This window comes from Herbaspirillum chlorophenolicum (assembly GCF_001189955.1).
Lineage (GTDB): Bacteria > Pseudomonadota > Gammaproteobacteria > Burkholderiales > Burkholderiaceae_D > Herbaspirillum > Herbaspirillum chlorophenolicum.
Map to the genome: position 1 here is coordinate 161,744 of NZ_LFLT01000002.1, position 26,706 is coordinate 188,449.

The window sequence follows — 26,706 nt, forward strand, 5'->3', positions numbered from 1 at the left end:
AGCGGAATATCCGCAGGGAGACAAGCATGGCAAAGTTGAAGGCAGGGGCCTCTGAGGGCCGCATGAGGGCTTGGGGCATAAGGCTGTTGCCTTGGCTGGTGGGCGGGCTGGCAGGGGGCGGCCTGGTTTTCGCGCTGGACGCGTTTCGTGCCGGCGAAGTGATCGGCGCGCCATGGCAGGCTTGCCTGGCGGTACTGGTGGCGTTGATGTGTTTCGCCTTCGTGCAGCGCCGGCGCAATCCGGGTGCCGCACAACTGGTCGACAAGGTCGGCAACGAGATCGACCACATCATGATCGGTGCGGCTGAAACTTCCTTCTTCGTCGACTCCATCAAGGGCAAGATCAGCAAGGACGTCGACGCGGCCAATAACATCGCGGCCAGTGCGGAGCAGAGCGCGGCCAGCACCGAACAGATTGCGGCCAATGCCGAACGCGCTTCGGCCATTGCCTCCGAGGTGCGTTCGGAAAGCGTCAGCGGCCGGGCAGAAGTCGACCGCGGCTTGCAGCAGATCGGCCAGGCGCGCACCGATGCGCAGGCGGCTTCCGGCATGATGGAACAACTGCAGGAAAAATCGCGCCGTATCCATGGCATCACCGAAGTCATCAGCGAGATCGCGGCGCGCACCAATCTGCTGGCGCTCAATGCCGCCATCGAGGCGGCGCGCGCAGGAGAGCAGGGGCGCGGGTTTGCCGTGGTGGCAGGGGAAGTGCGCCAGTTGGCGCAACGCACCAAAGAAGCCACGGACGATATCGGCGTGATGGTGCGCGCCATCAACGAAGAGGCTGAACGCGCCGCATCGGGCATGAATGCGCTCAGCGGCCGTGTGCTGGAAGCGGCGCAGAATGTCGAAAAGGTGCATACGCTGTTGAACAGCATCGAGCGTTCAGCCAGCCATTCGCAGGAGCAGATCGAGGAGATCGCGCTGGCTTCGCGCGAACACGTGCAGACCACGCAAAACATCGCCGAATCCATTTCGGCCATCCGTAACGGGATGCTGCAAACCGATGCCGAACTGCCACGCGTGGCGGCGTCGGCGATGGCGCTGTCGGAGCGCGCCGAAATCGTGTTCGAAGCGATCGCCGAGAGCGGCGCGGACACGGTGCACGATGCGATCCGCGCGGTGGCGGCGGATGGCGCGCATCGGGTCGGGCGACTGTTTGAGGAGTCGATCGCTGCCGGCCGCATCTCGGAAGCAGCGCTGTTCGACCGCACTTACAAGCCTATCCCGAATACCTCGCCGCAAAAACACTCCACCCAGTTCGACGGTTTCACCGACCGTGTGCTGCCGCAAGTCCAGGAAACGCTCCTTGAGCAGATGCCGCAACTGGCGTATGCCGGCGCGGTCGACAACAACGGTTATTTTCCGACGCATAACAAGAAGTTTTCACAGCCGCTGACAGGCAACTACGACGTCGACCTGGTCAACAACCGCACCAAGCGTATCTTCAGCGACCGTACCGGCAAGCGCTGCGGCGCAAACACCAAGCCTTTCCTGTTGCAAACGTATAAGCGCGATACCGGGGAGGTGATGCACGACCTGTCGGTGCCGATCTATGTCAATGGCAAGCATTGGGGTGGTTTTCGCGTCGGCTACCGTTCCAGCCATGCACCTGCGGCAGCACCGGCGCCGTCCGGGGCAGGTGGGCAACCGCGGCTCCAGGCGCGGCAAGCCGGCCGTATCGGTATTGCAAAGGTTTAGGCCGGCAGCGGCAAACCTGCTTGACTTGGCGCAATAGGGGGGTAAATCCACTTCATTTCCAAGGCTGATTCGCTTGACCCGGCTCAGTGGCTGATAGATTATTCGACAAGGGGGTACCCCGCCCGCAAGGAGCTGGGGAGTAGAGATCGTATGCATTCGCGCCGCTGGCGCGATTTGCCAGTGAAGGAAAGTCAGTGAAGCCTACCGTGCCGAGCAAGGGCGAGTCCGGGAAAGAGTTCGATTTCACCGGTCGTGATTTCGAGCGTGTCCGTGGGCTTATTTATCAGCGTGCGGGCATTGCCTTGGCCGACAGCAAGCAGGAGATGGTCTACAGCCGCCTGGCGCGCCGCCTGCGCGCGACCGGCATCACCTCGTTCAATCAGTACCTCGACATACTCGAGCGTACCCACGATTCCGATGAGTGGGAGGCATTTACCAATGCGCTGACCACCAATCTGACTTCATTTTTCAGGGAATCGCATCATTTCCCGATTCTCGCCGATTTTGTCAAGACGCTAAAAGAGCCGGCTTCCATATGGTGTTCCGCCGCATCGACCGGCGAGGAACCCTATACCATTGCCATGACGGTGTGCGAGGCTTACGGAACGCTGACGCCGCCGGTGCAGATCATTGCGACCGATATCGATACCAATGTGCTGGCTACCGGCGCCAATGGCGTTTATCCGATGGAGCGCATCGAGAAGCTGTCGCCGGAGCGGGTGAAGAAGTTTTTCCTGCGCGGCAAGGGCAACCATGAGGGCTATGTGCGCGTGCGGCCGGAGTTGCGCAAGTTGATCACCTTCAAGCAATTGAACCTGCTGGCCGATGGCTGGCCGATCAGCGGCCAGTTCGATGTCATCTTTTGCCGGAACGTGATGATTTACTTCGACAAGCCGACCCAGAGCAAGATCTTGTCGAGATTTGTGCCATTGATGAAGCCACATGCCTTGTTGTTTGCCGGTCATTCGGAAAACTTCCTGTACGTTTCCGATGCACTCAAACTCAAAGGCAAGACGGTTTATGAACTGAATGCGGCGCAGCGTGGCGCAAGGAACAAGACATGAGTCAAGCCCCGGAGCAGTTTGCCTCCAACCTATACTACGATCGCACGTTCGACTGCGATGCGGCAAAGATCCTGCCAGGAGAGTATTTCTTTACGCATAAGGACATGATGATCGTCACGGTCCTGGGCTCCTGCGTCTCGGCCTGTATCCGCGACCGGGTGTCGGGTATCGGCGGCATGAACCACTTCATGCTGCCGGACGGCGGCGGCGACGATGGCAGTCCGGTATCGGCATCGGCGCGCTACGGCACCTACGCAATGGAAATCCTGATCAACGACGTGCTCAAGGCCGGTGCGCGCCGCGATAACCTGGAAGCCAAGGTGTTCGGCGGCGGCAACGTGCTGCGCGGTTTTTCCGCCATCAACGTCGGTGAGCGCAATGCCGAGTTCGTCAGGCGCTATCTCAAGGCGGAAAGCATTCGCGTCGTGGCGGAGGACCTGAACGACATTTGGCCGCGCAAGGTTTATTTTTTTCCCCGGACCGGCAAGGTGCTGGTCAAGAAATTAAAGCAACTGCACAACGACACGCTGGCAGTACGGGAAAAGGCTTATGCAAGCAAACTGGTTACCAAACCGGTGGGCGGCGAAGTCGACCTGTTCTGAGTGTGGCCGCGTGGACAGTAATGAGGCGTGGCGCCGCGCGGCGTAGCAAGCAATACGGAAAGCATGGTTATGAAAATAAAAGTACTCATCGTTGACGACTCCGCGCTGATTCGCAGCGTAATGCGCGAAATTATCGGTAGCCAACCGGACATGGAAGTGGTCGGTGTGGCGCCCGACCCGATCATCGCCCGCGAATTGATCAAGCAGACCAATCCGGACGTACTGACGCTGGATGTCGAAATGCCGCGCATGGACGGCCTGGATTTCCTGGAAAAACTGATGCGCCTGCGCCCCATGCCGGTGGTGATGGTGTCTTCGCTGACCGAACGCGGCTCGGAAATCACCTTGCGCGCGCTTGAACTGGGCGCGATCGATTTCGTCACCAAACCGAAAATATCGATCCAGAGCGGCATGCAGGAATATGCCGACATGATCGCCGACAAGATCCGCGCCGCTTCGAAGGCACGGGTCAAGGCCCGCGCGCCGCGTGCGGCGGAGCAGGGGCATGTGCCAGGCGATGTCCTGCCGCAGATCCGCAATCCGCTGACCAGTAGCGAAAAGCTGATCATCATCGGCGCCTCCACCGGCGGCACCGAAGCCATTAAGGAATTCCTGATCCGCATGCCGTCGGATTGCCCGGGCATTCTGATTACCCAGCACATGCCGGAAGGTTTTACCCGGTCGTTTGCGCAGCGATTGAACAACCTGTGCAAAATTTCCGTGGTCGAAGCTGCGGGCAATGAACGGGTGCTGCCAGGCCATGCCTACATCGCCCCGGGCCATTCGCACCTGAAACTGGTGCGCAGCGGCGCCAACTATATGACCCAGCTCGACCAGGGGCCGCCGGTCAACCGCCACCGGCCATCGGTGGATGTGCTGTTCCAGTCGGCTGCGGCTTGCGCCGGCAAGAATGCCGTCGGCGTGATCTTGACCGGCATGGGCAAAGACGGCGCACAGGGCATGCTGGAGATGAAAGGGGCCGGCGCCTACAATTTCGCACAGGATGAGGCATCCTGCGTGGTGTTTGGCATGCCGCGCGAAGCCATCGCAATCGGCGCCGCGCATGAAGTGCTGTCGCTGCAAGCGATGCCGGGCCGGGTGCTGGCATGGCTGGCGGAACACGGAAGCCGGGCGTTGCGCGTGTAAAACACGGCGGCAGCGCCGATTCCGCTGCCATTTTCGTGGTCGCTGCACTACAATGCCGTGGCAATGAAGAGGGACGCATGGACGGGATGTCGTGCGTACGGAATAAGAAAGTGGGACGGTTCAAGTTCGCATGCGGGCTGGCCGTTAACCAAGAAATCAATTGATTAGATGGAGTCTTAGCATGTCGGGTCCCAATACCAAGTTCTTAGTCGTCGATGACTTTTCGACCATGCGCCGCATCGTGCGCAACCTGCTCAAGGAATTGGGCTACACCAACGTGGACGAGGCGGAAGACGGCGTGCAGGCATTGCAAAAGCTGCGCAGCGACCAATTCGACTTCGTCGTCTCCGACTGGAACATGCCCAACATGGACGGCCTGACCATGCTGCAGGAAATCCGCAAGGACCCGTCGCTGTCCAAGCTGCCGGTGTTGATGGTCACGGCTGAAGCCAAGAAGGAAAACATCGTGGCTGCTGCCCAAGCCGGCGCCAATGGGTACGTGGTCAAGCCTTTCACCGCAGCGACGCTGGATGAGAAGCTGGCCAAGATTTTCGAAAAGATGGCCGCGGGTGGCTGACGTGAGCGGGGGGGCAAACGCCGACACTACTGGCGCTCTCAACGAGGAAGTGCTGTCCCGTATCGGGCACATGACGCGCAATCTGCACGACAGCCTGCGCGGCCTGGGCTTTGACAGGTTATTGGAAAGAGCCGCCAGCGACATGCCGGATGCGCGCGATCGCCTTGAGTACGTGGCGCGCATGACCGAGCAGGCGGCGCAACGCGTGCTTACTGCCACGGAGCTGGCCAGCCCGCTGCAAGAGCGCATCAAGGACGGCGCTACGGAGCTCAAGGCGCAGTGGGATGCGGCGGCGGTATCGGGTTTTTCCGAAACCGACTATCGGGCGCTGGGGGCGAAGACATCGGCATTCCTGGCGCAGGCAGGCGAGGATAGCAGCGTCACCAAGCAGCAATTGCTGGACATCATGATGGCCCAGGATTTCCAGGATTTGACGGGGCAGGTGATCAAGCGCGTCACCCAATTGGCGCATGACCTGGAGTCGCAATTGGTGCAGCTACTGGTGGATTACTCGCCCGGTGATGCGAAGAAGGAAGATACCGGCCTCTTGAACGGGCCCCAGATCGATCCGGCCGGCAAGGATGTGATTGCCAATCAGGGGCAGGTGGACGATCTGCTGGAAAGTCTCGGCTTCTGAGAAGTGCCGCCAGTCATTGCTGCAACGGCAATGACTGGCTTTATCTGGCTGGAAATGCGAGAGGCTCGCATTTAATGAGGTGACATTCCCGAGGGAAATCCGGCTACTTCGGCCAGAATGTTGTCATTTCAGTCGTTTTTTCTTTCCTTTTCGATACGCCTCGTTCTGTGACAGGCAGAGCCTTGTGCTTTTGCCTAGTCCGAAATGGGGGACCTTTTTGCCCCTATTCCCCTGATGATCCCCGTGCTTGCTCCCCAATAATTCTGGCTATTGTTCTCGAAATCCGTCTATCAATCGGGAACGGAGTTTATGCAGGGGGGATTCGGCAAATGGCCGACGACAGCGACATGGAGCGGACCGAACCCGCCACGAGTAAGCGCATTGAGCGTGCTCGTGAGCAGGGCGATGTGCCGCGTTCGCGCGAAATGGCGACGTGCATGGTGCTGCTGATCGGCGGTTGCTGTGTCTGGATGTTCAGTGGTCCGCTGGTGACCAGCCTGGATCGCATCATGGTCGCCACGTTCACCTTTGAGCGTGCCGCCGCTTACGACCCTGTCGTGCTGTTCAACATGCTCAGCGCGCACTTCATCGATATCGCCATTGCCATCATCCCGATCGCATTCCTGATGACCCTGGCCGCGATCGCTTCGCCGTTGATTCTCGGGGGGTGGCTGTTCAATACCGAGTCGCTGATTCCCAAATTCAGCAAGCTCAATCCGGCCAAGGGCTTCACCAACATGTTTTCCATCAATTCGCTGGCCGAATTGCTCAAGGCGGTGCTGAAGACCTTGTTGGTTGGTACGGTCGCCTGGCTGGCGATCAAGAGCCAGATCGATGCGGTGATGGGGCTGGGTGTCGAGTCGCTCAAGACCAGCAGCCAGCATTCGGCGCACTTGCTGTGGATCAGCTTCGTCATCATCGTGTCGTCGCTGATTTTCATCGCCATACTGGACGTGCCGTACCAGATCTGGAATTACGGCAAGAAGCTGCGCATGACGCGTGAAGAGGTCAAGAAGGAACACAAGGAAGCTGAAGGCGATCCACATATCAAGGGCAAGATCCGCGCGATGCAGCGCGCCATGGCCCGCCGGCGGATGATGGCCGAAGTGCCGACCGCCGATGTGGTGGTGACCAACCCGACCCACTATGCAGTCGCGCTGAAGTACGCCGAAGGCAAGATGGGCGCGCCCAAAGTGGTGGCCAAGGGCGCCGACGACATCGCCGCCAAGATCCGCGAATTGGCGCGCGAGCACAAAGTACCGCTGTTGGAAGCGCCGCCGCTGGCGCGTGCACTGCACACCCACACCGAAATCGGCGACGAAATTCCGGAAGCCCTTTATACCGCCGTGGCCGAAGTGCTGGCCTATGTCTTCCAACTGCGCACCTACGGCCAGTTTGGCGGCCACCGGCCCACTGAGCCAACCGAACTTCAAGTGCCCAAGGAACTCGATCCGGCCACGGCGACCAAGTCGCGGGCGGCGCAGCGTAGAACGATGCAATAACTATGGCGAAACTCAATACGATGAAACTGCCGGCCTGGGTGCCGGTGAAAAGCTCCCGGGCGATGGCCGCGCCGATCCTGATCGTCATGATGCTGGCGATGATGGTGCTGCCGCTGCCGGCCTTCATGCTGGATTTGCTGTTTAGTTTCAACATCTCGCTGTCGATCATTGTGCTGATGACAGCGCTGTATACCGTCAAGCCGCTGGACTTTATCGCCTTCCCGGCCGTGCTGCTGGTCTCCACGATGTTGCGTTTGTCGCTGAACGTCGCCTCGACCCGTGTAGTGCTGACGGAAGGCCATACCGGCCCGGATGCGGCCGGCAAGGTGATCGAAGCCTTCGGCCACTTCCTGATCGGAGGCAATTACACGGTTGGTATCGTCGTGTTCGTCATCCTGACCATCATCAACTTCATGGTGGTGACCAAGGGCGCCGGCCGTATCGCCGAAGTGGGGGCGCGTTTCACTCTGGATGCGATGCCCGGCAAGCAGATGGCGATCGACGCCGACCTCAACGCCGGCCTGATCGGCGAACCGGAAGCCCGCGCCCGCCGCAAGGAAGTGGCGCAGGAGTCCGAGTTCTACGGCGCGATGGACGGCGCCAGTAAATATGTCCGGGGCGATGCCGTGGCCGGCATCATCGTGACGGTGGTCAACATCGTCGGCGGCCTGGTGGTCGGTATGGTGCAGCACGACCTGGCGTTCGATGCCGCGTTGAAGAACTACACCTTGCTGGCCATCGGCGATGGCCTCGTGGCGCAGATTCCTTCCCTGATCATTTCGACCGCGGCCGGTGTGGTGGTTTCGCGCGTGGCCAACGACCAGGACGTGGGCGGGCAGCTGATCAACCAGCTGTTTGCCAAGCCCGAGGTGCTCTACATCACCGCCGTCATCATCGGCGGCATGGGCCTGATCCCAGGGATGCCGCACTTTGCTTTCATTCTGCTCGCCGCCGCCATGGCCGGCAGTGCCTACGTCATCGGCAACCGCAGGGAACTGGCCAAGACCGCAGCTATGCAACCGGAGTCGGTTACCACGGCGCCGGCCCAGGAAATGGAAGAGGCTACCTGGCAAGACGTCATGCCGGTCGATACGCTTGGCCTGGAGGTCGGCTATCGCCTGATTCCCTTGGTCGACAAGGTGCAAGGGGGCGAGCTGCTCAAGCGCATCAAGGGTATTCGCAAGAAATTCGCGCAGGAGGTCGGTTTCCTGTCGCCGCCTATCCATATCCGCGACAATCTGGAATTGAAGCCTTCGGCCTACCGCATTACCCTCAAGGGCGTCGATGTGGGCAAGGGCGAGGCGCATGCCGGGCAGTATCTGGCCATCAATCCCGGCATGGTCACCGGCCCGTTACCGGGTATGATGACCACCGATCCGGCTTTTGGCTTGCCGGCGGTATGGATCGACAACAGCCTGCGCGAACAGGCTTCCACGATGGGGTATACCGTAGTCGATGCCGGTACCGTGGTGGCGACCCACCTGAACCATTTGATTACCACGCATGCGGCCGAGCTGCTGGGGCGCCAGGAAGTGCAAAGCCTGCTGGATCACCTGGCCAAGGAAGCGCCCAAGCTGGTCGAAGACCTGGTGCCGAAGATGCTGCCGCTGGGCACGCTGCAGAAGGTGTTGCAGAACCTGCTGCTGGAAGGCGTGCACATCCGCGACATGCGTACCATCATCGAAACGCTGGCCGAGCATGCGGCGCGCGTCCAGGAGCCCAACGAGCTCACCGCGATCGTGCGTATCGCGCTGGGCCGTGCGATCGTGCAGCAGATTTTCCCGGGCGACAGCGAGCTGTCCGTCATGACCCTGGACGTCAAGCTCGAACGCCTGTTGCTGCAAGCCTTGCAGGCCGGCGGCGACAGTGGCGGCATCGAGCCTGGTTTGGCCGATTCGCTGGTCATGCAAACCGAACAGGCGGCGCAGCGCCAGGAGCAGATGGGGTTGACGCCGGTATTGCTGGTTCCTGCGCCGTTGCGGTCATTGCTGTCGCGCTTCCTGCGACGCGCCATGCCGCAGTTGCGGGTGCTGTCTCACTCTGAAATACCAGATTCAAAAACGATTAAAGTTACCAGCCTAGTTGGAGGGCAAGCATGAACGTCAAGAAATTTATCGCCAATTCGTCTCGCGAAGCATGGCGCCAAGTGCGTGAAGCGCTCGGTCCGGACGCCGTCATTCTCTCCAATCGCAACATTCCCGACGGGGTGGAAATCCTGGCGATGGCCAATGAGGACATGACCACGCTGGTCGCTCCCGGAGCCGCACGTGAAGCGGTCGCGCGCCCCCAGGCAGCGTCGCTGCAGCAGCAGACGAGCTTGCCGCCGGCGCCGCAACCCAAGCGTCCGGCCTTGCTGTCTTCTCCGGTTGCGCAGCAGCCGTCGCGGGCGCCACGCGCTGAATCATCTGGGCCGTTGCTGGATCAGCAGCCGCTGGGCCGGGCCGTATCCAAGGAGGCAGAACAGGCCGATGCACGCGTCTGGCGCAGCCGCAGCAGTCGCGCGGCGCAGGAGAGCGGGCAGGATCAGCCTCCGCGTTCCTCGCTACCTGAATTCGACGGCAAGGATTACGATGAAATCTTGTCGGAAGTGATGAGCGAGATCCGCTCCATGCGTGGTGTGCTGGAAACGCAGCTGGCGGAGATTTCCTGGGGCGGTACGCAAAAGCGCGAGCCGCTGAAGGCCCAGGTCATGAAGGAAATGCTCGCGGCCGGTTTCAGCGCCAGCCTGTCGCGCTTGATTACGGAAAACTTGCCCAGCAACTCCAAGTCGCAAGACATCATGTTCTGGGTCAAGTCGGTGCTGGCGCGCAACCTGAGTACACTGGCCAATGAAAGCGAGCTGCTGGAAAACGGCGGCGTGTTCGCCATGGTCGGGCCGACCGGCGTGGGCAAAACCACCACCACGGCCAAACTGGCGGCGCGCTGCGTGATGCGTCACGGTTCGGGCAAACTGGCGCTGATCACGACCGACGGTTACCGTATCGGCGGCTACGAACAACTGCGCATCTACGGCAAGATCCTGGGTGTGATGGTGCACTCGGTCAAGGACGAAACCGACCTGCGCATCGCGCTGGAAGAACTCAAGGGCAAGCATACCGTGCTGATCGATACCGCAGGCGTGGGCCAGCGCGACCAGATGGTGGCCGAGCAGGATGCGATGCTGGCCGGCGCCGGCGTCGACATCAAGCGCCTGCTGTGCCTGAACGCCACCGCCACCGGTGGTACCCTCAATGAAGTGGTGCACGCTTACTCGAGTTCGGGCCTTGCAGGTTGCATCGTCACCAAGCTGGACGAAGCGGCAACCATCGGCAATGTGCTTGACGTGGTGATCCGCCACAAGCTCAACCTGCACTATGTGGCCAATGGCCAGCGTGTGCCGGAAGACCTGCATGTCGCCAACAAGCTTTACCTGGCCGACCGCGCTTTCAAGCAAAAGCGCGAAACCGCGCCATTTGAATTCCAGGAGGGCGAGTTACCCGGGGTGATTGGACCGACAGCACTTTCCATGAATGACAAAGGCTTGCGCGAGGTGACCTTTGGCTAGTCACGACATTGACCAGGCAGCAGGGCTGCGCCGGATGCTGGAGCGTCCGGTGCCGCGCCTGTTTACCTTTTTGTCGGTACTGGGCGAGGAAGAGAAAAGCGCGATGCTGATCAACCTTGCGACATCGCTGAGCCAGGCTAACCATAACGTGTTGCTCATTGACGGCGGCGTTGCATCGTCGGGCTTGCTGACCCGTATCGGCTTGCGCCACGATGTTGCCACGTTGCAGGAAGTGGCCCATCAGGAGCGGCCGATGCATGAGGCAATGCGCCTGCTTCCGGAAGGTTTCTCGATGGCCCGCATCGCGCGCCGCGCGGTGCCGGCAGCCGGTCATCCGCAAGCAGGCCGGTTGACTGCACTTTTCGATACGCTGATTGAGCAAGCCGAAATTACGCTGGTCAACGGCGTATTGGCGGAGGATCATTCGTTCCCGGTATCGACCATGGAAATGGGCGAGATCGTCATCCAGGTGTCAACGACGGCATCGTCGATCAAGGCCGCCTACGTGCTCTTGAAGGGCCTCACCGACAAAGTCGGACGCCGTCCGTTCAGCCTCATCGTCAACGACGCCGGCGAAGCGGAAGCGCAGACCATCTATGCCAACATGGCGCAGGCGGCCAGCCGCTACCTGGCGGCGCAATTGAACTTCCTCGGATCGATCCCGGCTGACGACCATATCCGGCGAGCCTGCGGGCAAGGCAGGGCGGTGATGGATGTGTTCCCGTTCGCGGGTGCGACGATCGCCTTCCATCGCCTGGCCAAGCAGCTTGCTGGTCAGGATGCAGTTAAAAGCACTTACGGAATGGCAACCGACGGTGCAAGTATGGGAGTGTGACGTGCATGTATAACGTCAAGGGAAAAACAGGCAAGAACGATTTGCTGGAGCTGCATGCGCCGCTGGTCAAGAAGCTGGCGCATCAGCTCAAGGCGAAGTTGCCCCCTAGCGTCGAGGTAGACGACCTGATCCAGGCTGGCATGATAGGCCTGCTGGATGCGGTCAACCGTTATGAAGAAACGCATGGTGCGCAGTTCGAGACCTACGCGGTTCAGCGCATCCGCGGCGCCATGCTGGATGAGCTGCGCAACAGCGACTGGCTGCCGCGCAGCATCCGCCAGAACGCGCGCAAAGTGGAAGACGCGATGCAGTCGCTGCTGCAGCAGTTGGGGCGCCAGCCGCAAGAGGCGGAAGTCGCCCAGCGCATGAAGATCAGCCTGGCCGAATATCAGTCCATGCTGACCGATTGCGGCGGCCATCAACTGATTTACTACGAAGATTTCCATGATGACGACAGCGGCCATGAGCATTTCCTGGACCGCTACCAATCAACTGAAACCGACGATCCGCTGCGCAACCTGATCAATGGCGGTTTTCGTGAGGCCGTGGTCGATTCGATCCGCGCCTTGCCGGAGCGCGAGCAAATCCTGATGGGCCTGTATTACGAGCAGGAAATGAATCTCAAGGAAATTGGCGCGGTGATGGGCGTGTCCGAGTCGCGCGTATGCCAGCTGCATAGCCAGGCGATATCGCGCATGCGTTCCTATCTGCGTGAGCATTCCTGGTCTGGAGTGGCCTGAGCCCTGGGCCGATGCACCATTGGCGCGGCAATAAAAAAGCCCGGTATGTACCGGGCTTTTTGCATGTGGGCGTACTGGTTTCTGCCGAGGAAGCCTCGCCGGTTTCAAACTACGCCAAGGCGGCGGCCGACTGACTTGATGCTGCTTTGGCCATCCGGGCCATAGAAGTTGCCCGCATTGGATTTGCCTTGCAGGATGGTCAAGGCGCTTTGATTGACCGACAGTTTCTTGCCGATCAGGATGCCGTTGACGCGATTCAATTCCTTGGCGTCTTGCGCCAGATCGAACAGGGCAGCCCAGATTTCCTTGTCGTCATCCGAACTGTGTTCATTCATCCACTGTTGCATGCCGCCTTCATCGTCGGCGTAGCCAAGGCTGGCCAGGATCTGATGGCGATGGCCAGCCAGCGTGGTCATCTCGGCAACAATGGAAGCCTTTTCGCTGATCAGGTCGGTCATGCCTTCGGACGCAGTCTCGGAGAGCAGTGCTTGCTCCTGGCGCAGTTTTTCAACCAGCCGGGCCAGCGCCGTTTTTTCCTGTGTCAGACTTTGTGCCGGGTTGTTCATTGTTGGGTGATCCGTACCGATTCGGATTAAGCCTTGCGTGCGTTGATCAGTGTCTGGACAGTATCGAGCAGGCCGCTGGCGACTTTATCCGGGTCGACCTGGAAAGTGCCGTTGGCGATGGCAGCTTTAATTTCGGCGACTTTCTTCGCATCGAAGCTGCCGCTGCTGTTGTTTGCCTTGGTTTCCAGCGACTGATAGGTAGCCGACAGGCGCACGTTGTCCGACGCGGCGGCCGTCGAGGCTGCGCTGCTGCCGGTTTGCACGCCCGACCGCGGCTGGGCCTGGGTCTGCTCGGTGGTGCGTCCGGCGGTGGATTTCAGGGCGTCATTAACGTTCACGGCAGTATTCCTTGTAGGGTGAGGGTGCATTGCACCGCCTGTCGCTTAGATTATCGGCTATTTTTCTGCAAACTTTAACAGTTGGCACTGCAATTTGATTCCTGTCGCTATTTTTCTTTGCGTCCGTCCCAAGTGGGTTCCGACGGGAAATGAGTTGCCGTGTATTAATAGTTGATTTCCAGAATCCCGCCCGCCTTGGCGATGCCGCTGACAACCTGTCCGGCAGTCGTCCGTGCCTGCGCCATTTGCCCTTCGGATGCGTTGGTCAGGGCACGCGCCTCGGTTGAAATCTGGAAGCCGGGGCCGTTGGAAACGACGCGCACCGACTGGCCTTGTTGCACCACACGCTGGTTGCGCACGCTGTCCATGCGCAAAGGGGTGCCGGCGCGTACCGACATTGAGACTACCCGTCCCACAGCCTGGGATTCGTTGGTGATAATGCCGTTGGGCAATGCCGACAAGTCGCCACGCATGCGCGTGACGTCAGAGGCGCTGATGGTTTGCCCCTGGACCAGCGGTACGGCTGCCACCAAGTAGTCGGATATCACCTGGACATTGGCGCGCACATACACTGTCCATGGGGCGGGCGCCACGCACTTGATGCCGATGGTGGTCCGGCCCCACAGGCGTGCTCCGTTGGGCATGAAGGCTTGCGGCTCGATGCAGGCTGTCAGGTTGAGGCGGGCGTCTACCGGGTCGACATCGACCGTGACGCTGCCGGGCAAACCGGAAGTCTGCATCTTGAGGAATTGCTCGGCCACTTGTTGCAAGGCAGGCAAATCCTGGCGCTGGGGGGTATTCGGGTCGGTTTGGGCAAGCGCACCCTGGAGGCCGCATGCCAGCAGGGCGAGGGCGGCCACGGCATGGCGCAATACGCGGAAAGGGTGTTTCATTTTTTGCAACTCGCCCCTTGCGGGGCATTGGCGAATCTTGGCAGCAATGTTACTTCGCGCGCGCGAGGTCAAAAGCAGGAACAAGGGAGGCTTTTCTCTGCTTATCGCCCATTAAACTTTCAGGGGCAACCGTATGATCGAGCTTATGTAATTCCATCATCGGCGTAGTCCGCAATAACTTGAGCGGCGCCGGTATTCCAGGAGGGCCTGATGGTCTCAAAGCTCGACGACTTTTTTCGCTTCAACGAAATGGCGCTGAACCTGCGTGCGCAGCGCCAGCAGGTGCTGGCATCCAATATTGCCAACGCGGATACGCCGAACTACAAGGCGCGCGACGTCAATTTCGCCGATGCGCTCAAGAATGCCCTGGATAACAAATCGACCGCTTTGCCCCCGCTGCAGATGGCGCGTACTGCTGCTGCGCACGTCGCCGGCGAGGCCGCCAGTTCGGGCGAGGGCAGCATTGGCGGCTCGCCGCTGCTGTACCGCACCGCGACCCAGGGCAGCGTCGACGGCAACACCGTCGACATGGACGTCGAGCGCAATGAGTTCGTCGATAACGGGATTCGTTACGAAGCCGGCATCACCGCAGTCAACGGCCAGATCAAGGCCATGATTAACGCCATCCAACCGGGTTGATAAGCCATGTCCCTTTCAAATATCTTCAATGTTGCCGGCTCGGCCATGAGCGCGCAGTCGCAGCGCCTGAACACCGTTGCCAGCAACATCGCCAACGCCGACAGCGCGACCAGCCCGGATGGCACGCCTTACAAAGCCAAGCAAGTGGTGTTTCAGGCGATTCCGGTCGGCGGCGTTAAGGACAGTGGCGTGAAGGTGGCGGCAGTGGTCGAAGACCAGGCGCCGCCCAAGCTGGTCTACGATCCCAAGCATCCGATGGCCGACGCCAACGGTTATGTGGCGATGCCCAATGTCAATCCGGTCGAGGAAATGGTCAATATGATCTCCGCCTCGCGTTCTTACCAGACCAACGTGGAAACGATGAATACCGCCAAGTCCATGCTGGTTAAAACCCTCACCATCGGCCAATAGGAATCTAGCCCATGACCACCGTATCTTCCGATTTGCTGACGTCCATGAACGGTACGAGCAGCACGAGTTCCACCAGTAACTCAAGCAGCCTCAACGACAACAGTCCAGATGCGATTCAGAAGCGCTTTTTGTCGCTCTTGATTGCGCAGATGAAGAACCAAGATCCCAGCAACCCGATGGACAATTCGCAGATGACCACGCAGATGGCGCAACTGTCGACTGTCTCGGGCATTAGCCAGCTCAATAGCACGCTGTCGACCCTGATGGGTAACCTGAATTCCTCGCAAGCGCTGCAATCGGCAAATATGATCGGCCACAGTGTGCTGGCGGCGGGCAACAACATCCAATTGACCTCGGACACAACCAAGGCCGCAGACGGCACCGAAACCACAACGCAAAAGGCGGTGTTCGGCGTACAGCTGGATTCGACGGCATCTTCAGTCACCGTCACCGTCAAGGATTCCACCGGCGCCGTGGTGCGCACGATGGATCTGGGAACGCAGGCTGCCGGCACGCTGCCAGTGATTTGGGATGGCACCAATGACGCCGGCGGCAAAGCTGCGGACGGCAGCTACACCTTTACTGTGAACGCCGCCAATAACGGCGTCGGCGTGAATGCAACTGCGCTGGCATTTGGCACCGTTGCCAGCGTGACTACGGCCTCTGACGGCAGCATCAAGCTCAACGTCTCGAACATCGGCGCCATCAAGCCAACCGATGTCGTGCAAATCCTTTAATCGTTATTACCGATATCTTTTGAGTCAAGGGAGTATCAAATGAGTTTTCAACAAGGGTTGAGCGGACTGAACGGCGCGGCAAAGAGCCTGGATGTCATCGGTAATAACGTCGCTAACGCCAGCACCGTCGGCTTCAAGCAGGCGCAGGCGGAGTTTGCGGATATGTATGCCAATTCGATGAACCGTTCCGGCAATTCGCCGGTGGGCATCGGCGTAATGGTGGCTAACGTGGCTCAGTCGTTCACTCAAGGTAACATCTCCACGACTAACAACCCGCTGGACATCGCTATCAACGGCGACGGATTTTTCCAGATGGCAGCCAGCCCGGACAGCAAAGCGCCGATGTATGGCCGCAATGGCCAGTTTCAGTTGGACAAGAACGGCTACATCATCAATCCAAGCATGAATGGGGCTTACCTGATGGGGTATGCTGCAGGCGTGTCTGGCGGCGACCCGGTAGCGCTGAAGATCGATACCTCGGCGATGCCTGCTACGGCTACCACTAAAATCAGCACCAAGGTGAACCTGGATTCGCGCCAGAGTGTGCCGACCGTGACTCCTTTTGATCCGGCCCAGCCGAATTCGTACAACAACTCGACCGGCGTGACGCTGTACGACAGCCTCGGCAACCCGTACAGCGTGCAGACTTACTACGTGAAGAATGCAACCGCAGGTACCCCGCCGACCACTACCTGGAATATTTACGCGACTGTCGACGGCACTACTGTTGCTGCAGGCGGCCCCCCAGCCGTCCCGACCGTGATCGGCACCATGACCTTCGATTCGACCGGCGCGATGACCGCGACCACCGGCATGACGCTGGACATGACCAACTACACCAAGGCCGGCGGCACCTTCCCGGGAACCATCGCTTTGACGTATACCGGTTCGACCCAGACCGGCTCGGCTTTTGCCAATCTGGCGCAAAGCCAGGACGGCATGATGCCGGGTACGCTCTCGAGCTTCTCGATCGGCAAGGACGGCAGCATCATCGGTTCCTACAGCAATCAGCAGACCAAGACTTTGGGGCAGGTGGTCCTGGTGAATTTCGCCAACCCGAACGGCTTGCAGCCGATCGGCAATAACCTGTACCAAGCGACGGCAGATGCAGGTACGCCGATGGTCGGCGTACCCACGACCGGCAGTCTCGGTACGCTGCAAGCGCGCGCAGTGGAAGACTCCAACGTCGACCTTACTGCCGAACTGGTCAACATGATCGTGGCCCAGCGCGTCTATCAGGCCAACTCGCAAACCATCAAGGTGCAGGATACCGTCCTGCAGACCCTGGTCAGCATGCGTTGATCGGATGATGGATGCGCTCTTCGGGGCGCATATGCTTCAAAGCCGCCGGCATTGCCGGCGGCCGGTTTCAATCAGCGGTGGGGCCAGGCTTCACCGCGCAGAGGGGTTCTATGGATCGTCTGGTCTACACAGCGATGTCGGGCGCCAAGCACACGCTTGAGCAACAGGCCACCGCCAGCAACAACCTGGCCAATGCTACGACGACGGGTTTTCGCGCTCAGCTCAATACGTTCCGTTCGGCGCCGGTGGTGGGCGATGGCTTGCCTACGCGCGCCTTCGTGGTGGACTCCACGGCAGGTAACGATTTCTCGCAGGGGCCGATCCAGGATACCGGCCGGGCGCTTGACGTAGCGGTGCAGGGCAAGGGCTGGATCGCCGTGCAAACGGCGGACGGCGGCGAGGCCTATACCCGCAATGGCAGCTTCAAGACTACTGAGAACGGCGTTCTGCAGACCCAGTCCGGGCAGCCTGTGCTGGGCGATGGTGGTCCGATCACCATTCCACCGGATGTGACTGTGGCGATCGCCTCTGATGGCACCGTGTCCACGATCCCGACCGATGGCATTCCGAATGCGGTCAACATTTTGGGCCGCATCAAGCTCGTCAATCCTGACGATAAGAATTTGAAGCGCGGCGATGATGGCATGTTCCGTACCATCACCGGCGGCGCCGCCCAGCCTGATGCCAATGTGCGCCTGGCCAGCGGTGCGCTGGAAGGCAGCAACGTGAACGTGGTGGAGGCGATGGTCAACATGATCAACCTCTCGCGCCAGTTCGAAATGAACATGAAGATGATCCAGACCGCCGAAAGCGATTCGACCAAGGCGACCCAGATTCTGTCCTTGACCTGATTATTCTGATTGCCTTGGTGTAATCGCCGATTACCGGAGAAATAAATGATTCGTTCCCTTTGGATTTCAAAGACCGGCCTGGATGCGCAGCAGACGCAGCTGGACGTGATTTCGAACAACCTGGCCAACGTCAGCACCAACGGCTTCAAGCGTTCGCGCGCCGTGTTCGAAGACCTGCTGTACCAGACCGTGCGTCAGCCTGGCGCGCAGTCGTCGCAGCAGACCCAACTGCCGTCGGGCTTGCAGATCGGTACCGGCGTGCGTCCGGTGGCAACCGAGCGCATCTTCACGCAGGGCAACGTCAACCAGACCAGCAATGACAAGGACCTGGCGATCCAGGGTGCGGGTTTCTTCCAGATCCTGCTGCCGGATGGCACCACCGCCTACACTCGCGACGGTTCCTTCCAGACCGACAACCAGGGGCAACTGGTGACCTCCAGCGGCTACACATTGCAGCCGCCCATCACTATTCCCCAGAACACCACCAAGCTGTCGGTGGGCCGCGATGGCACCGTCTCCATCATGCAGGCGGGTTCTACTGCGAGCACGCAGATCGGCACCATCCAGGTGGCGACCTTCATCAACCCGGCCGGCCTGGAAAGCCGCGGCGAAAACCTGTATGTGGAAACTTCAGCGTCGGGCACGCCCAACCCCAATACACCGGGTACCAATGGCGCCGGTGCATTGTGGCAAGGTTATGTAGAGACTTCGAACGTCAACGTGGTGGAAGAACTGGTCAACATGATCCAGACCCAGCGCGCCTATGAAATCAACAGCAAGGCGATCACCACCTCGGATCAGATGCTGGCCAAGATTTCGCAGTTGTAATCGTCAAGCAGTTGAATGGGTAGTTAGCAGTTTGAAGAAGGATGAGGCAATTATGAATCGCTTGCTGAAGCTCGCCGCCGTTGTGGGTACGTTTGCCGTCGCCGGCTGCAACACCGTGCCTGAATCCATTGTCAAGGGGCCGATGACGGCGCGCCCCCAGCCAGCGTCGTATGCGCCAGCGACGTCCGGCGCGATCTTCCAGTCGGCGGTGTATCGCCCGTTGCTGGAAGACCGCCGTGCGCGCCTGGTCGGCGATACGCTGACCATTGTGATCAATGAAAAGACCAGCGCAGGCAAGACCGCCGGCAGTTCGGCCAGCAAGACCGGCACGGTCGCATCGCCGGCGCCGACCATTTTCGGTACCACCATCAAAGAGTTGTCGGCCAGCGGAACGTCGTCCAATACGTTTGAAGACAAGGGTGCAATCAGCTCCAGCAATACCTTTACCGGCACCATCGGCGTCACGGTCACTGAGGTTCTTCCCAATGGCAACTTGGTGGTAAGCGGGGAAAAGCAGGTCGCCCTTGACAAGGGGGTGGAATACGTACGTTTCTCGGGCACCGTGAGCCCGGACAACATCCAGACCGGCAATACCGTTTCCTCGACCGTGGTGTCCGATGCCAAGGTCGAATATCGCACCAATACCCGCGTCGACATGGCAGAGTTCATGTCTTCGCTTGGACGTTTCTTCTTTAGCGTGTCTCCTTTCTGATGTGGGGTTTTGTAATGTTTAAGGAAAGGTTTTCCGCTTTGAACCTGGTTCGCAAGGGGCTGCTGGCCGTTGCGGCGGGGCTGTGCGTCGTCGCAGCCATGCCGGCACATGCCGAGCGCCTGAAGGATCTCGCCAGCATCCAGGGCGTGCGGCAAAACCAATTGGTCGGCTACGGTCTCGTGGTCGGCCTTGATGGTAGCGGTGACCAAACCACCCAGACTCCGTTTACCGTGCAAAGCGTGATCAGCATGCTGCAGCAGCTGGGTGTGAACGTGCCGACTGGCACCAGCAGCAACATGCAGTTGAAGAACGTGGCGGCGGCAATGGTGACTGCGACCTTGCCGGCCTTTGCGCAGCCGGGCCAACTGATCGACGTCACGGTGTCTTCCATCGGCAACGCCAAGACCATCCGTGGCGGCACGCTGCTGATGGCGCCCTTGAAGGGTGCCGACGGCCAGATCTATGCAATCGCCCAGGGCAACATCGTGGTAGGCGGCGTTGGCGCTTCGGCGGCAGGCAGCAGCACCACCATCAACCAGCTTTCCGCAGGCCGTATTTCCGGTGGCGCCACCGTGGAACGCGCAGTGCCCAGTACGCTGGGCGGCGGCGAGGTGGTCATGCTGGAATTGAACGATAACGATTTCTCTACCGCCAGCCGCGTGGTGGACGCGCTCAACAAACGGTTTGGGTCGGATACCGCGGTGGCGCAGGACGGCCGCGTGATTCGCGTGCGTGCGCCGATTTCCAGCGGCGACCGCGTGGCCTTCCTGGGTGCGCTGGAGAACGTCGATGTGACGCCGGGCAAGCTGGCCGCCAAGGTGATCCTGAATGCGCGTACCGGCTCGGTGGTGATGAACCAGAGCGTGATGCTGGAGACTTGCGCCGTATCGCACGGCAACCTGTCGGTGGTGATCCAGGCCGACAATGCCGTCAGCCAGCCAAATGCACTGGCCGGCGGGCAGACCGCAGCTGTCCAGAATGCGCAGATCTCGATCAACAAGGAACCCGGCAAGGTCATGCTGCTCAAGGGCGGCGCTTCGCTGGCCGATGTGGTCAAGGCGCTTAACGCCATCGGTGCGACACCGCAGGATCTGCTGGCGATCTTGCAGGCCATGAAGGCGGCGGGTTCGTTGCGTGCCGAGCTTGAAGTGATTTAAACACGGCGTTTATGCAGTAAGAGGCAGTAAGGCTGACGTCGTTATCTGCCTTGCCAACAATAACTGATTGCCAATCAAGGTACTTCATGCTCAACAAGATCAACCCATCCAATCCGACCGAAAATCTGGCCGTCGATGCGAATGGGCTGAACAGCCTGCGCGAGACGGCACGGCAGAATGGTAATTCGCCGGAAGCGGTCAAGGGGGCGGCCAAGCAGTTCGAGGCATTGTTCTTGAACATGATGATGAAAAGCATGCGCGATGCCACGCCGCAGAATGGTCCGTTCGATAACGAGCAAACCAAGATGTTCACCTCCATGCTGGACCAGCAGATGAGCCAGAACCTGGCGCAGCGCGGTATCGGCCTGGCCGATGTGCTCACGCGCCAACTGTCCGCCTCATTGCCGAAGAAATTGCCGGACGCGCAGGACCTGGAGCAGCAGCAACAGCAGTTGGACGACGGTTTGCAGATGAACATCCCCTTGGTCAAGGACATGAGCGAAGCCGACCGCGCCAAGTTCATCCAGAGTTTTGCCAACCAGCAAGCTGCTGATGGCACCGACCAGAATGGACAGGGACGCAACAAGCGCCGCTCCAACAAGCCCGCGCATGTCGAGGCATTCCAGAACCGTTTGCAGGCAGATGCCGAAATAGCAAGCCGCATGACCGGCATTCCGGCCAAGTTCATGCTGGCCCAGGCGGCCCTGGAAACCGGCTGGGGCAAAAAGGAAATCACGTCCCGCGATGGACGTTCGGCGCACAACCTGTTCGGCATCAAGGCTACCGGCAACTGGACAGGTAAGGTTATCGAAGCGACTACGATCGAATATATCAACGGCAAGCCGCAAAAGCGTGTGGAAAAATTCCGTGCATATGATTCGTATGCCGACGCTTTCCGCGACTACGCGAATTTGCTGCGCAGTAATCCGCGTTACGAGAAGGTACTCGCCAGTGCACAAGACGCACACGGATTCGCCTATGGCTTGCAGCGCGCAGGTTACGCGACCGATCCGCACTATGCCGAGAAGCTCTCACGCATCATCCGCCAATCCTTGTCGGCATAAGAACCGGCCCACACGCTCATCGGGAGTCGTTCGATTGTCCGATGGCATCGTGAATCCAGGTTCTCGGCACGCGTACAACGCTGATCGGTGCCGGCCGGAAACAAAAACGGCCGGTCCGATCTAAAGTTTTTGTAAAGCGTGCCGTAGACTTGGTTATTCCGTTAAAGAAGATCCAGCATGGCAACCAATATCTTTAGCATCGGTCAGAGCGCGTTGCAGGCGGCGATGGCAGCCCAAGCCACGACCAGCCACAACATCTCGAATGCGACCACTCCCGGTTACAACCGCCAGGTTGTCGTCCAAAGCACGGCTGGCGGCATCAACTATGGCTATGGCTTTGTTGGGCAGGGGACCCAGGTTGCCGAGATCAAGCGCGTCTATAACGATTTCCTGGTCAAGCAACAACTGGCATCGCAGACAACAGCCAGCTCACTGGATTCCTACTATTCGCAGATCTCCCAGCTCGACAATCTGCTGGCCGATAAGGACGCCGGCTTGTCGCCTGCGCTGCAGGATTTTTTCAAGGCCGTCCAGAACCTGGCCTCCAATCCGAATACCGATGCGTCGCGGCAATCCGTGCTGTCGATGGCTTCCACCCTGGTGGCGCGCTTCCAGAGCCTGAACGATCAGATGGCGCAAAGCCGTACCAGCGTCAATAACCAGATCACCTCGACCGTCAGTACGGTCAACTCGTACGCTGTCCAGTTATCCGAGCTTAACCAGGCGATCGTCAAGGCGCAAGGCGCCAGCGGCGGCCAGGCGCCGAACGACCTGCTGGACCAGCGCGATCAGGTGATTGCCCAGATCAACAAGTACGTCAAGGTCAGCACCGTGCCGCAGGATAACGGTTCGCTTAGCGTGTTCATCGGTTCCGGCCAGCCGCTGGTGGTGGGCGACCTGGTGACTACGCTGGTGGCGACGCCTTCCCCGGATGACGTGTCGCGCCTGCAGATCGGTTATCCGGTGTCCGGCGGTAAAACCGCCATCATTCCCGACAGTTTCTTCTACGACGGCGGCAGCCTGGGCGGTTTGCTGAAATACCGTACGGAGACGCTCGATCCGGCACAGAATTCCCTGGGCCGTATTGCCACGATCCTTGGTTCGACGTTCAACGACCAGCAAAAGCTGGGTTTGGACCAGAATGGCGTGGCCGGCACCAACTTCTTCAACCTCGCCAGCCCGGCGGTGTCGGGCAAGTCGACCAATAGCCCGACTGCCGCGATGACGGCAACCATCACCAATGCTTCGGCGCTGACCACCAGCGACTACACCCTGTCGTATGACGGTACCAACTACACCGTCACCCGCCTGTCCGACAATACCCAGACCGTCATCAACCCGGCCGCCGTGCCGGCGCCGGTGGTGGATGGCGTGTCGTATTCCGGGGTGACGATGGCCGCCGGCGACAGCTTCAAGATCAAGCCTACCGTCGATGGCGCCGCACAGTTGTCGCTGGCGCTGACCAATACGCAGCTGATCGCGGCGGCAGCGCCCATCGTCACGGGCGGCAATGCTGCCAGCAGCGTGGGCCTGAGCACGACAGGCAATACCGGCAGCGGCATCGCATCCAACACGTCGCTGGATACGTCGGTCTTTACGCAAGGTTCGACGCTGGGTTTTGCCGTCAGCACTGGCGGCGGTGGGCAACTGCAGCTTACCGGCACTTGGGCGGGGGTGGCTCCCGCGCCGTCTATCACGGTCACGGCGCCCGATGGTACATCCAGCACAGTGGCGGCAGGTACGGCATTCAATTACGTCCCGGGCTCCACGCTGAGCAGTGGCGGCGTGAGTTTCACGCTGTCCGGCACACCGGTTGCCGGCGACAATTTCAATTTCGCTCCGGTGGCCGGAAATAAGGGAACGGCCTCCATCAGCGCGGGTTCGGTCGACTCGAATTATCTGGCATCGCCGCTGACGGCGCCGATGAAGATGACCTATTCGACGACAGCGCCGGTCGGTTTCGCGATTTCCCCTGCGGTACCGGCGGCTGGCGGCGTCATTACCCACAAGGACGGCACGACGACGGCTATCGCCGGCGGCGCGACTAGCTTGCCGTATGTCGCCGGGGATTCGTACACCTTCGGCGGTATGACGTTCGCCATCAGCGGGCAACCGGCCAATGGCGACCAATTCACCATCTCGCCCAATACCAACGGTACCTCCGACAACCGTAATGCGCTGCTGCTGGCAGGCTTGCAGACCAAGAACACCATTGGCAATACCACCTATCAGGGATCGTATTCGCAACTTGTGGCAACGATTGGCAACAAGACCAACGAAATCAATGTGACCAGCACCGCCGAAAAGGCGCGGTTGGCGGCGATTACAGCGGAACAGCAATCCGAGTCCGGCGTCAACCAGGATGAGGAGCTGGCCAACATGATCAAGAACCAGCAGCAGTACCAGGCTGCGGCCAAGATCATCCAGGCGGCCAGCGACATGCTCAACGTGTTGTTCACGCTGGGCAATTAATCGAAGATTTTGAGGGAAGACTGACATGCGTATTAGCACCCAGATGTTGTATCAGATGAGCAATAACGATCTGACAAACATGCAAGGCCAGCTCCTTAAGCTGAACCAACAGGTTTCGGCCGGCCAGAAGGTGCTGGTGCCATCGGACGACCCGGTGTCTTCCGCTCGTGCGCTGGACCTGAACCAGAGCCAGGCGCTGAACGACCAGTATAAAATCAACCGCCAGAACGCCAACAGTTCACTGGCGCAGGTTGCCAGTACGCTTTCCAGTTTCACCGACATGCTGACCAAGCTGAAGTCGGACGGGATCAAGGCCGGTAACCAGTCGTTCAGCAATGCCGAACGCGCCAACCTGGCTGCCGAGCTGAAGGGCAATTTCCAGGAAGTGCTGGGCTACGCCAATGCAACCGATGGCCAGGGCAATTATCTGTTCTCCGGTTTCAAGAGCACCACCCAGCCATTTACGCTGGATGGCAATGGCAATGCCGTGTACAACGGCGACCAGGGTTCGATGACCTTGCAGGTCGATTCGACCCGCCAGATGGAAATCAGCGCTTCCGGCCAATCCATTTTCCAGGGCAATGGCCAGGATATTTTCCAGACCATGAACAACCTGATCAGCGTGCTGTCGGTGCCGGTGACCGAGGCCGCCAACAATGCCGACGAAACGGCCGCCAACACTTTTGAGTATCCTGCAGGTACAGGCCAGTTCCCGATCCAGGCATATAAGACTGCGCAGGCGACGCTGGATGCAACCGATCCCAATGATCCCACCTATGCAGCCAAGTTTTCCGCGGCCGCGGCTGCCAAACTGAAGTCGGATGCCGCCGATGCGGCGCGTACTCCGGTGGTCGGCAGCCAAGCCGCTCTGACACGCCAATTGGCCCAGTTCGGCACGCAGTTCGATGCCATGATCAATAACGTCGGCACCGCTACCGCATCGGTCGGCGCACGCCAGAATGAGTTGGATAGCCTGGACGCCGCCGGCCTGGTCAAGAATGAGAACTACACTGCAACGATCAACAACCTGCTGGGCCGCAATACTTCCGACGTGTCTGAACTGATCAGCGACCTGACGCTGAAGCAGACTTACCTGGCGGCGGCACAAAAAGTGTTTGTGTCGACCAGCAGCCTGACGTTGCTGAACTACCTGAAGTAATAAGAAGGCCCTGGCGCCCTCTGGGCGTGTATGTAGCAAAAAAGGCGAACCGTGGTTCGCCTTTTTTGTTGGGGGAACGATTTGCTCAGGGTTTGAAGCCAGCGGCAATGGGCGACATGTTGCTCAGCAGGCGCACCATTTCTATGCCGTCGGAGAGGAAGTGCTGCAGCGGCGTCAGCATGTAAGGCAGGCCGAGGCCGATCAGGATGAAGCCGGACAGCATGGTGACTGAAAAGCCGATACCGAACAGGTTCAGTTGCGGCGCCGCGCGCGTCAGGATGCCCAGTGCAAAGTTGGTGATCAGCAGTGCGATCACTAGTGGCAGCGACAATTGAAGTCCCATGCTGAATATGCGCGTCCCCCACAGGGCAAGGCTGTGAAAGCCTTCCGCAGTGATGGGTTGGGCGGAGATGGGCAGGGTATGGAAACTTTCCGCCATGACCGAGAGCAGGATCAGGTGGCCGTTCAGGCTCAGGAACACCATGGTCGCCAACAGCGAGAACACCTGGCTGATTACCGAGGTACGGCCTTGGGTTTGCGGATCGAAGAAGGCTGCGAATGACAGGCCCATGGTGGCGCTGGTAAATTCACCCGCTGCTTCGACGGCAGCGAACACGATGCGCATGGCTAAGCCCATGGACAGGCCGATGATCAGTTGCTGGGCCAGGACCAGCAATCCGGCCATCGACATGGGGTCGAGTGCAGCCGGTATCGGTACGTCAGGTCCGATCACCAGCGCTATCGCGATTCCCAGCATCACCTTGACCAGCATCGGTACGTTGGCACTGCCGAAGGGCGGCGCAGTCGCCAGCAGGCCCAGGATACGGGTAGTCGGCCAGATGAACATGGCGATCCACGTATAGAGTTGCTGGCTGGTGAAGTTGATCATTTGAAGCGATGCCGCGGGCAGGCTGCGACGCCGCCCGCAAAGGAGGATGAACTCGCCGCAGTGGTTTTACTGAACCATGGCGGGGATGCCGGAAAACATGGTGCGCATATAGTCCAGGATGATGGTGAGCATCCACGGGCCGGCGATGATGAGCGCAAGGAATACGCCGACCAGTTTGGGAATGAACGACAGGGTCTGTTCATTGATCTGGGTGGCGGCCTGGAAGATGCTGACCAGCAAGCCGATGATCAGCGCCGTCAACAGCATCGGCGCTGCAATCAGCAGGGTAACCTCCATGGCCTGGCGGCCCATGTTCATGACGCTTTCAGGAGTCATCAGGC

General features: G+C 59.7%; 27 protein-coding genes. 22 read left to right on the forward strand and 5 right to left on the reverse strand.

Annotated features, from left to right (window positions below):
* The first annotated feature begins 62 nt into the window (after positions 1–62).
* The 11 genes from AKL28_RS02360 (at position 63) to AKL28_RS02410 (ending at position 12,347) form a co-directional block, all read left to right on the forward strand.
* Positions 63–1,700 carry a methyl-accepting chemotaxis protein gene (locus AKL28_RS02360; protein ID WP_414735679.1) on the forward strand — a complete coding sequence of 546 codons (1,638 nt, stop codon included), beginning with the start codon at positions 63–65 and terminating at the stop codon, positions 1,698–1,700.
* A 194-nt stretch (positions 1,701–1,894) separates the two neighbouring features.
* Positions 1,895–2,764, forward strand: a complete 870-nt coding sequence (locus AKL28_RS02365) for a CheR family methyltransferase (RefSeq protein ID WP_082221332.1) — start codon at positions 1,895–1,897, stop codon at positions 2,762–2,764.
* Positions 2,761–3,366, forward strand: coding sequence for a chemoreceptor glutamine deamidase CheD (gene cheD / locus AKL28_RS02370; protein WP_050466449.1), 606 nt, complete (start codon positions 2,761–2,763; stop codon positions 3,364–3,366). Before AKL28_RS02365 ends, cheD begins: the two co-directional genes overlap by 4 nt.
* Positions 3,367–3,435: 69 nt before the next feature.
* On the forward strand, positions 3,436–4,512 hold the full coding sequence (locus AKL28_RS02375; protein WP_050466450.1) for a protein-glutamate methylesterase/protein-glutamine glutaminase: 1,077 nt from the start codon (positions 3,436–3,438) through the stop codon (positions 4,510–4,512).
* 181 nt (positions 4,513–4,693) lie between these two features.
* The gene (cheY, locus tag AKL28_RS02380) at positions 4,694–5,089 is read left to right on the forward strand and encodes a chemotaxis response regulator CheY (protein WP_050466451.1); all 396 of its coding nucleotides are present in this window, start codon (positions 4,694–4,696) and stop codon (positions 5,087–5,089) included.
* A gap of 1 nt (position 5,090) precedes the next feature.
* On the forward strand, positions 5,091–5,726 hold the full coding sequence (gene cheZ, locus AKL28_RS02385) for a protein phosphatase CheZ (protein WP_269432162.1): 636 nt from the start codon (positions 5,091–5,093) through the stop codon (positions 5,724–5,726).
* A 329-nt stretch (positions 5,727–6,055) separates the two neighbouring features.
* On the forward strand, positions 6,056–7,228 hold the full coding sequence (gene flhB, locus AKL28_RS02390; protein ID WP_050466453.1) for a flagellar biosynthesis protein FlhB: 1,173 nt from the start codon (positions 6,056–6,058) through the stop codon (positions 7,226–7,228).
* A 2-nt stretch (positions 7,229–7,230) separates the two neighbouring features.
* Complete coding sequence (gene flhA, locus AKL28_RS02395) at positions 7,231–9,327, forward strand: flagellar biosynthesis protein FlhA (protein ID WP_050466454.1); 2,097 nt, start codon at positions 7,231–7,233, stop codon at positions 9,325–9,327.
* A complete protein-coding gene (gene flhF, locus AKL28_RS02400) occupies positions 9,324–10,772 on the forward strand; it encodes a flagellar biosynthesis protein FlhF (protein WP_050466455.1) in 1,449 nt (482 codons plus the stop codon). Before flhA ends, flhF begins: the two co-directional genes overlap by 4 nt.
* A gap of 34 nt (positions 10,773–10,806) precedes the next feature.
* A complete protein-coding gene (locus tag AKL28_RS02405; RefSeq protein WP_050466456.1) occupies positions 10,807–11,607 on the forward strand; it encodes a MinD/ParA family ATP-binding protein in 801 nt (266 codons plus the stop codon).
* A gap of 5 nt (positions 11,608–11,612) precedes the next feature.
* A complete protein-coding gene (locus AKL28_RS02410; protein WP_050466457.1) occupies positions 11,613–12,347 on the forward strand; it encodes an RNA polymerase sigma factor FliA in 735 nt (244 codons plus the stop codon).
* Positions 12,348–12,451: 104 nt separating this feature from the next.
* On the opposite strand, the gene AKL28_RS02415 is transcribed toward AKL28_RS02410, so the two are convergent.
* From AKL28_RS02415 to flgA, 3 genes are all read right to left on the reverse strand, one after another.
* Complete coding sequence (locus AKL28_RS02415) at positions 12,452–12,913, reverse strand: flagella synthesis protein FlgN (RefSeq protein WP_050466458.1); 462 nt, start codon at positions 12,911–12,913, stop codon at positions 12,452–12,454.
* A 26-nt stretch (positions 12,914–12,939) separates the two neighbouring features.
* The gene (flgM, locus tag AKL28_RS02420) at positions 12,940–13,251 is read right to left on the reverse strand and encodes a flagellar biosynthesis anti-sigma factor FlgM (protein ID WP_050466459.1); all 312 of its coding nucleotides are present in this window, start codon (positions 13,249–13,251) and stop codon (positions 12,940–12,942) included.
* A gap of 164 nt (positions 13,252–13,415) precedes the next feature.
* On the reverse strand, positions 13,416–14,144 hold the full coding sequence (gene flgA, locus AKL28_RS02425) for a flagellar basal body P-ring formation chaperone FlgA (RefSeq protein WP_174525323.1): 729 nt from the start codon (positions 14,142–14,144) through the stop codon (positions 13,416–13,418).
* Between the two features lie 210 nt (positions 14,145–14,354).
* On the opposite strand from flgA, the gene flgB reads away from it, so the two are divergent.
* From flgB to flgL, 11 genes are all read left to right on the forward strand, one after another.
* Positions 14,355–14,783 (forward strand): flagellar basal body rod protein FlgB, encoded by a 429-nt coding sequence (flgB, locus tag AKL28_RS02430; protein WP_050466460.1) that lies wholly within the window; start codon positions 14,355–14,357, stop codon positions 14,781–14,783.
* Between the two features lie 6 nt (positions 14,784–14,789).
* A complete protein-coding gene (gene flgC, locus AKL28_RS02435; protein ID WP_050466461.1) occupies positions 14,790–15,194 on the forward strand; it encodes a flagellar basal body rod protein FlgC in 405 nt (134 codons plus the stop codon).
* 11 nt (positions 15,195–15,205) lie between these two features.
* A complete protein-coding gene (locus tag AKL28_RS02440) occupies positions 15,206–15,931 on the forward strand; it encodes a flagellar hook assembly protein FlgD (RefSeq protein WP_050466462.1) in 726 nt (241 codons plus the stop codon).
* Positions 15,932–15,970: 39 nt separating this feature from the next.
* A complete protein-coding gene (gene flgE / locus AKL28_RS02445; RefSeq protein WP_050466463.1) occupies positions 15,971–17,233 on the forward strand; it encodes a flagellar hook protein FlgE in 1,263 nt (420 codons plus the stop codon).
* A 110-nt stretch (positions 17,234–17,343) separates the two neighbouring features.
* Complete coding sequence (gene flgF, locus AKL28_RS02450; protein WP_050466464.1) at positions 17,344–18,084, forward strand: flagellar basal-body rod protein FlgF; 741 nt, start codon at positions 17,344–17,346, stop codon at positions 18,082–18,084.
* Positions 18,085–18,129: 45 nt separating this feature from the next.
* A complete protein-coding gene (gene flgG / locus AKL28_RS02455) occupies positions 18,130–18,912 on the forward strand; it encodes a flagellar basal-body rod protein FlgG (RefSeq protein ID WP_050466465.1) in 783 nt (260 codons plus the stop codon).
* 52 nt (positions 18,913–18,964) lie between these two features.
* Positions 18,965–19,624, forward strand: a complete 660-nt coding sequence (locus AKL28_RS02460) for a flagellar basal body L-ring protein FlgH (protein ID WP_050466466.1) — start codon at positions 18,965–18,967, stop codon at positions 19,622–19,624.
* A gap of 98 nt (positions 19,625–19,722) precedes the next feature.
* On the forward strand, positions 19,723–20,781 hold the full coding sequence (locus AKL28_RS02465) for a flagellar basal body P-ring protein FlgI (protein ID WP_231602322.1): 1,059 nt from the start codon (positions 19,723–19,725) through the stop codon (positions 20,779–20,781).
* 86 nt (positions 20,782–20,867) lie between these two features.
* Positions 20,868–21,845 (forward strand): flagellar assembly peptidoglycan hydrolase FlgJ, encoded by a 978-nt coding sequence (flgJ, locus tag AKL28_RS02470; RefSeq protein WP_050466468.1) that lies wholly within the window; start codon positions 20,868–20,870, stop codon positions 21,843–21,845.
* A 177-nt stretch (positions 21,846–22,022) separates the two neighbouring features.
* Positions 22,023–24,317: a flagellar hook-associated protein FlgK gene (gene flgK, locus AKL28_RS02475; RefSeq protein WP_050466469.1), complete on the forward strand. Its 2,295-nt coding sequence runs from the start codon at positions 22,023–22,025 to the stop codon at positions 24,315–24,317.
* 25 nt (positions 24,318–24,342) lie between these two features.
* On the forward strand, positions 24,343–25,476 hold the full coding sequence (gene flgL / locus AKL28_RS02480) for a flagellar hook-associated protein FlgL (protein ID WP_050466470.1): 1,134 nt from the start codon (positions 24,343–24,345) through the stop codon (positions 25,474–25,476).
* Between the two features lie 85 nt (positions 25,477–25,561).
* On the opposite strand, the gene fliR is transcribed toward flgL, so the two are convergent.
* Both fliR and fliQ read right to left on the reverse strand, forming a co-directional pair.
* Positions 25,562–26,365, reverse strand: a complete 804-nt coding sequence (fliR, locus tag AKL28_RS02485; RefSeq protein WP_050466471.1) for a flagellar biosynthetic protein FliR — start codon at positions 26,363–26,365, stop codon at positions 25,562–25,564.
* Positions 26,366–26,431: 66 nt separating this feature from the next.
* Positions 26,432–26,701, reverse strand: a complete 270-nt coding sequence (gene fliQ / locus AKL28_RS02490; protein ID WP_050466472.1) for a flagellar biosynthesis protein FliQ — start codon at positions 26,699–26,701, stop codon at positions 26,432–26,434.
* Positions 26,702–26,706 lie beyond the last annotated feature (5 nt).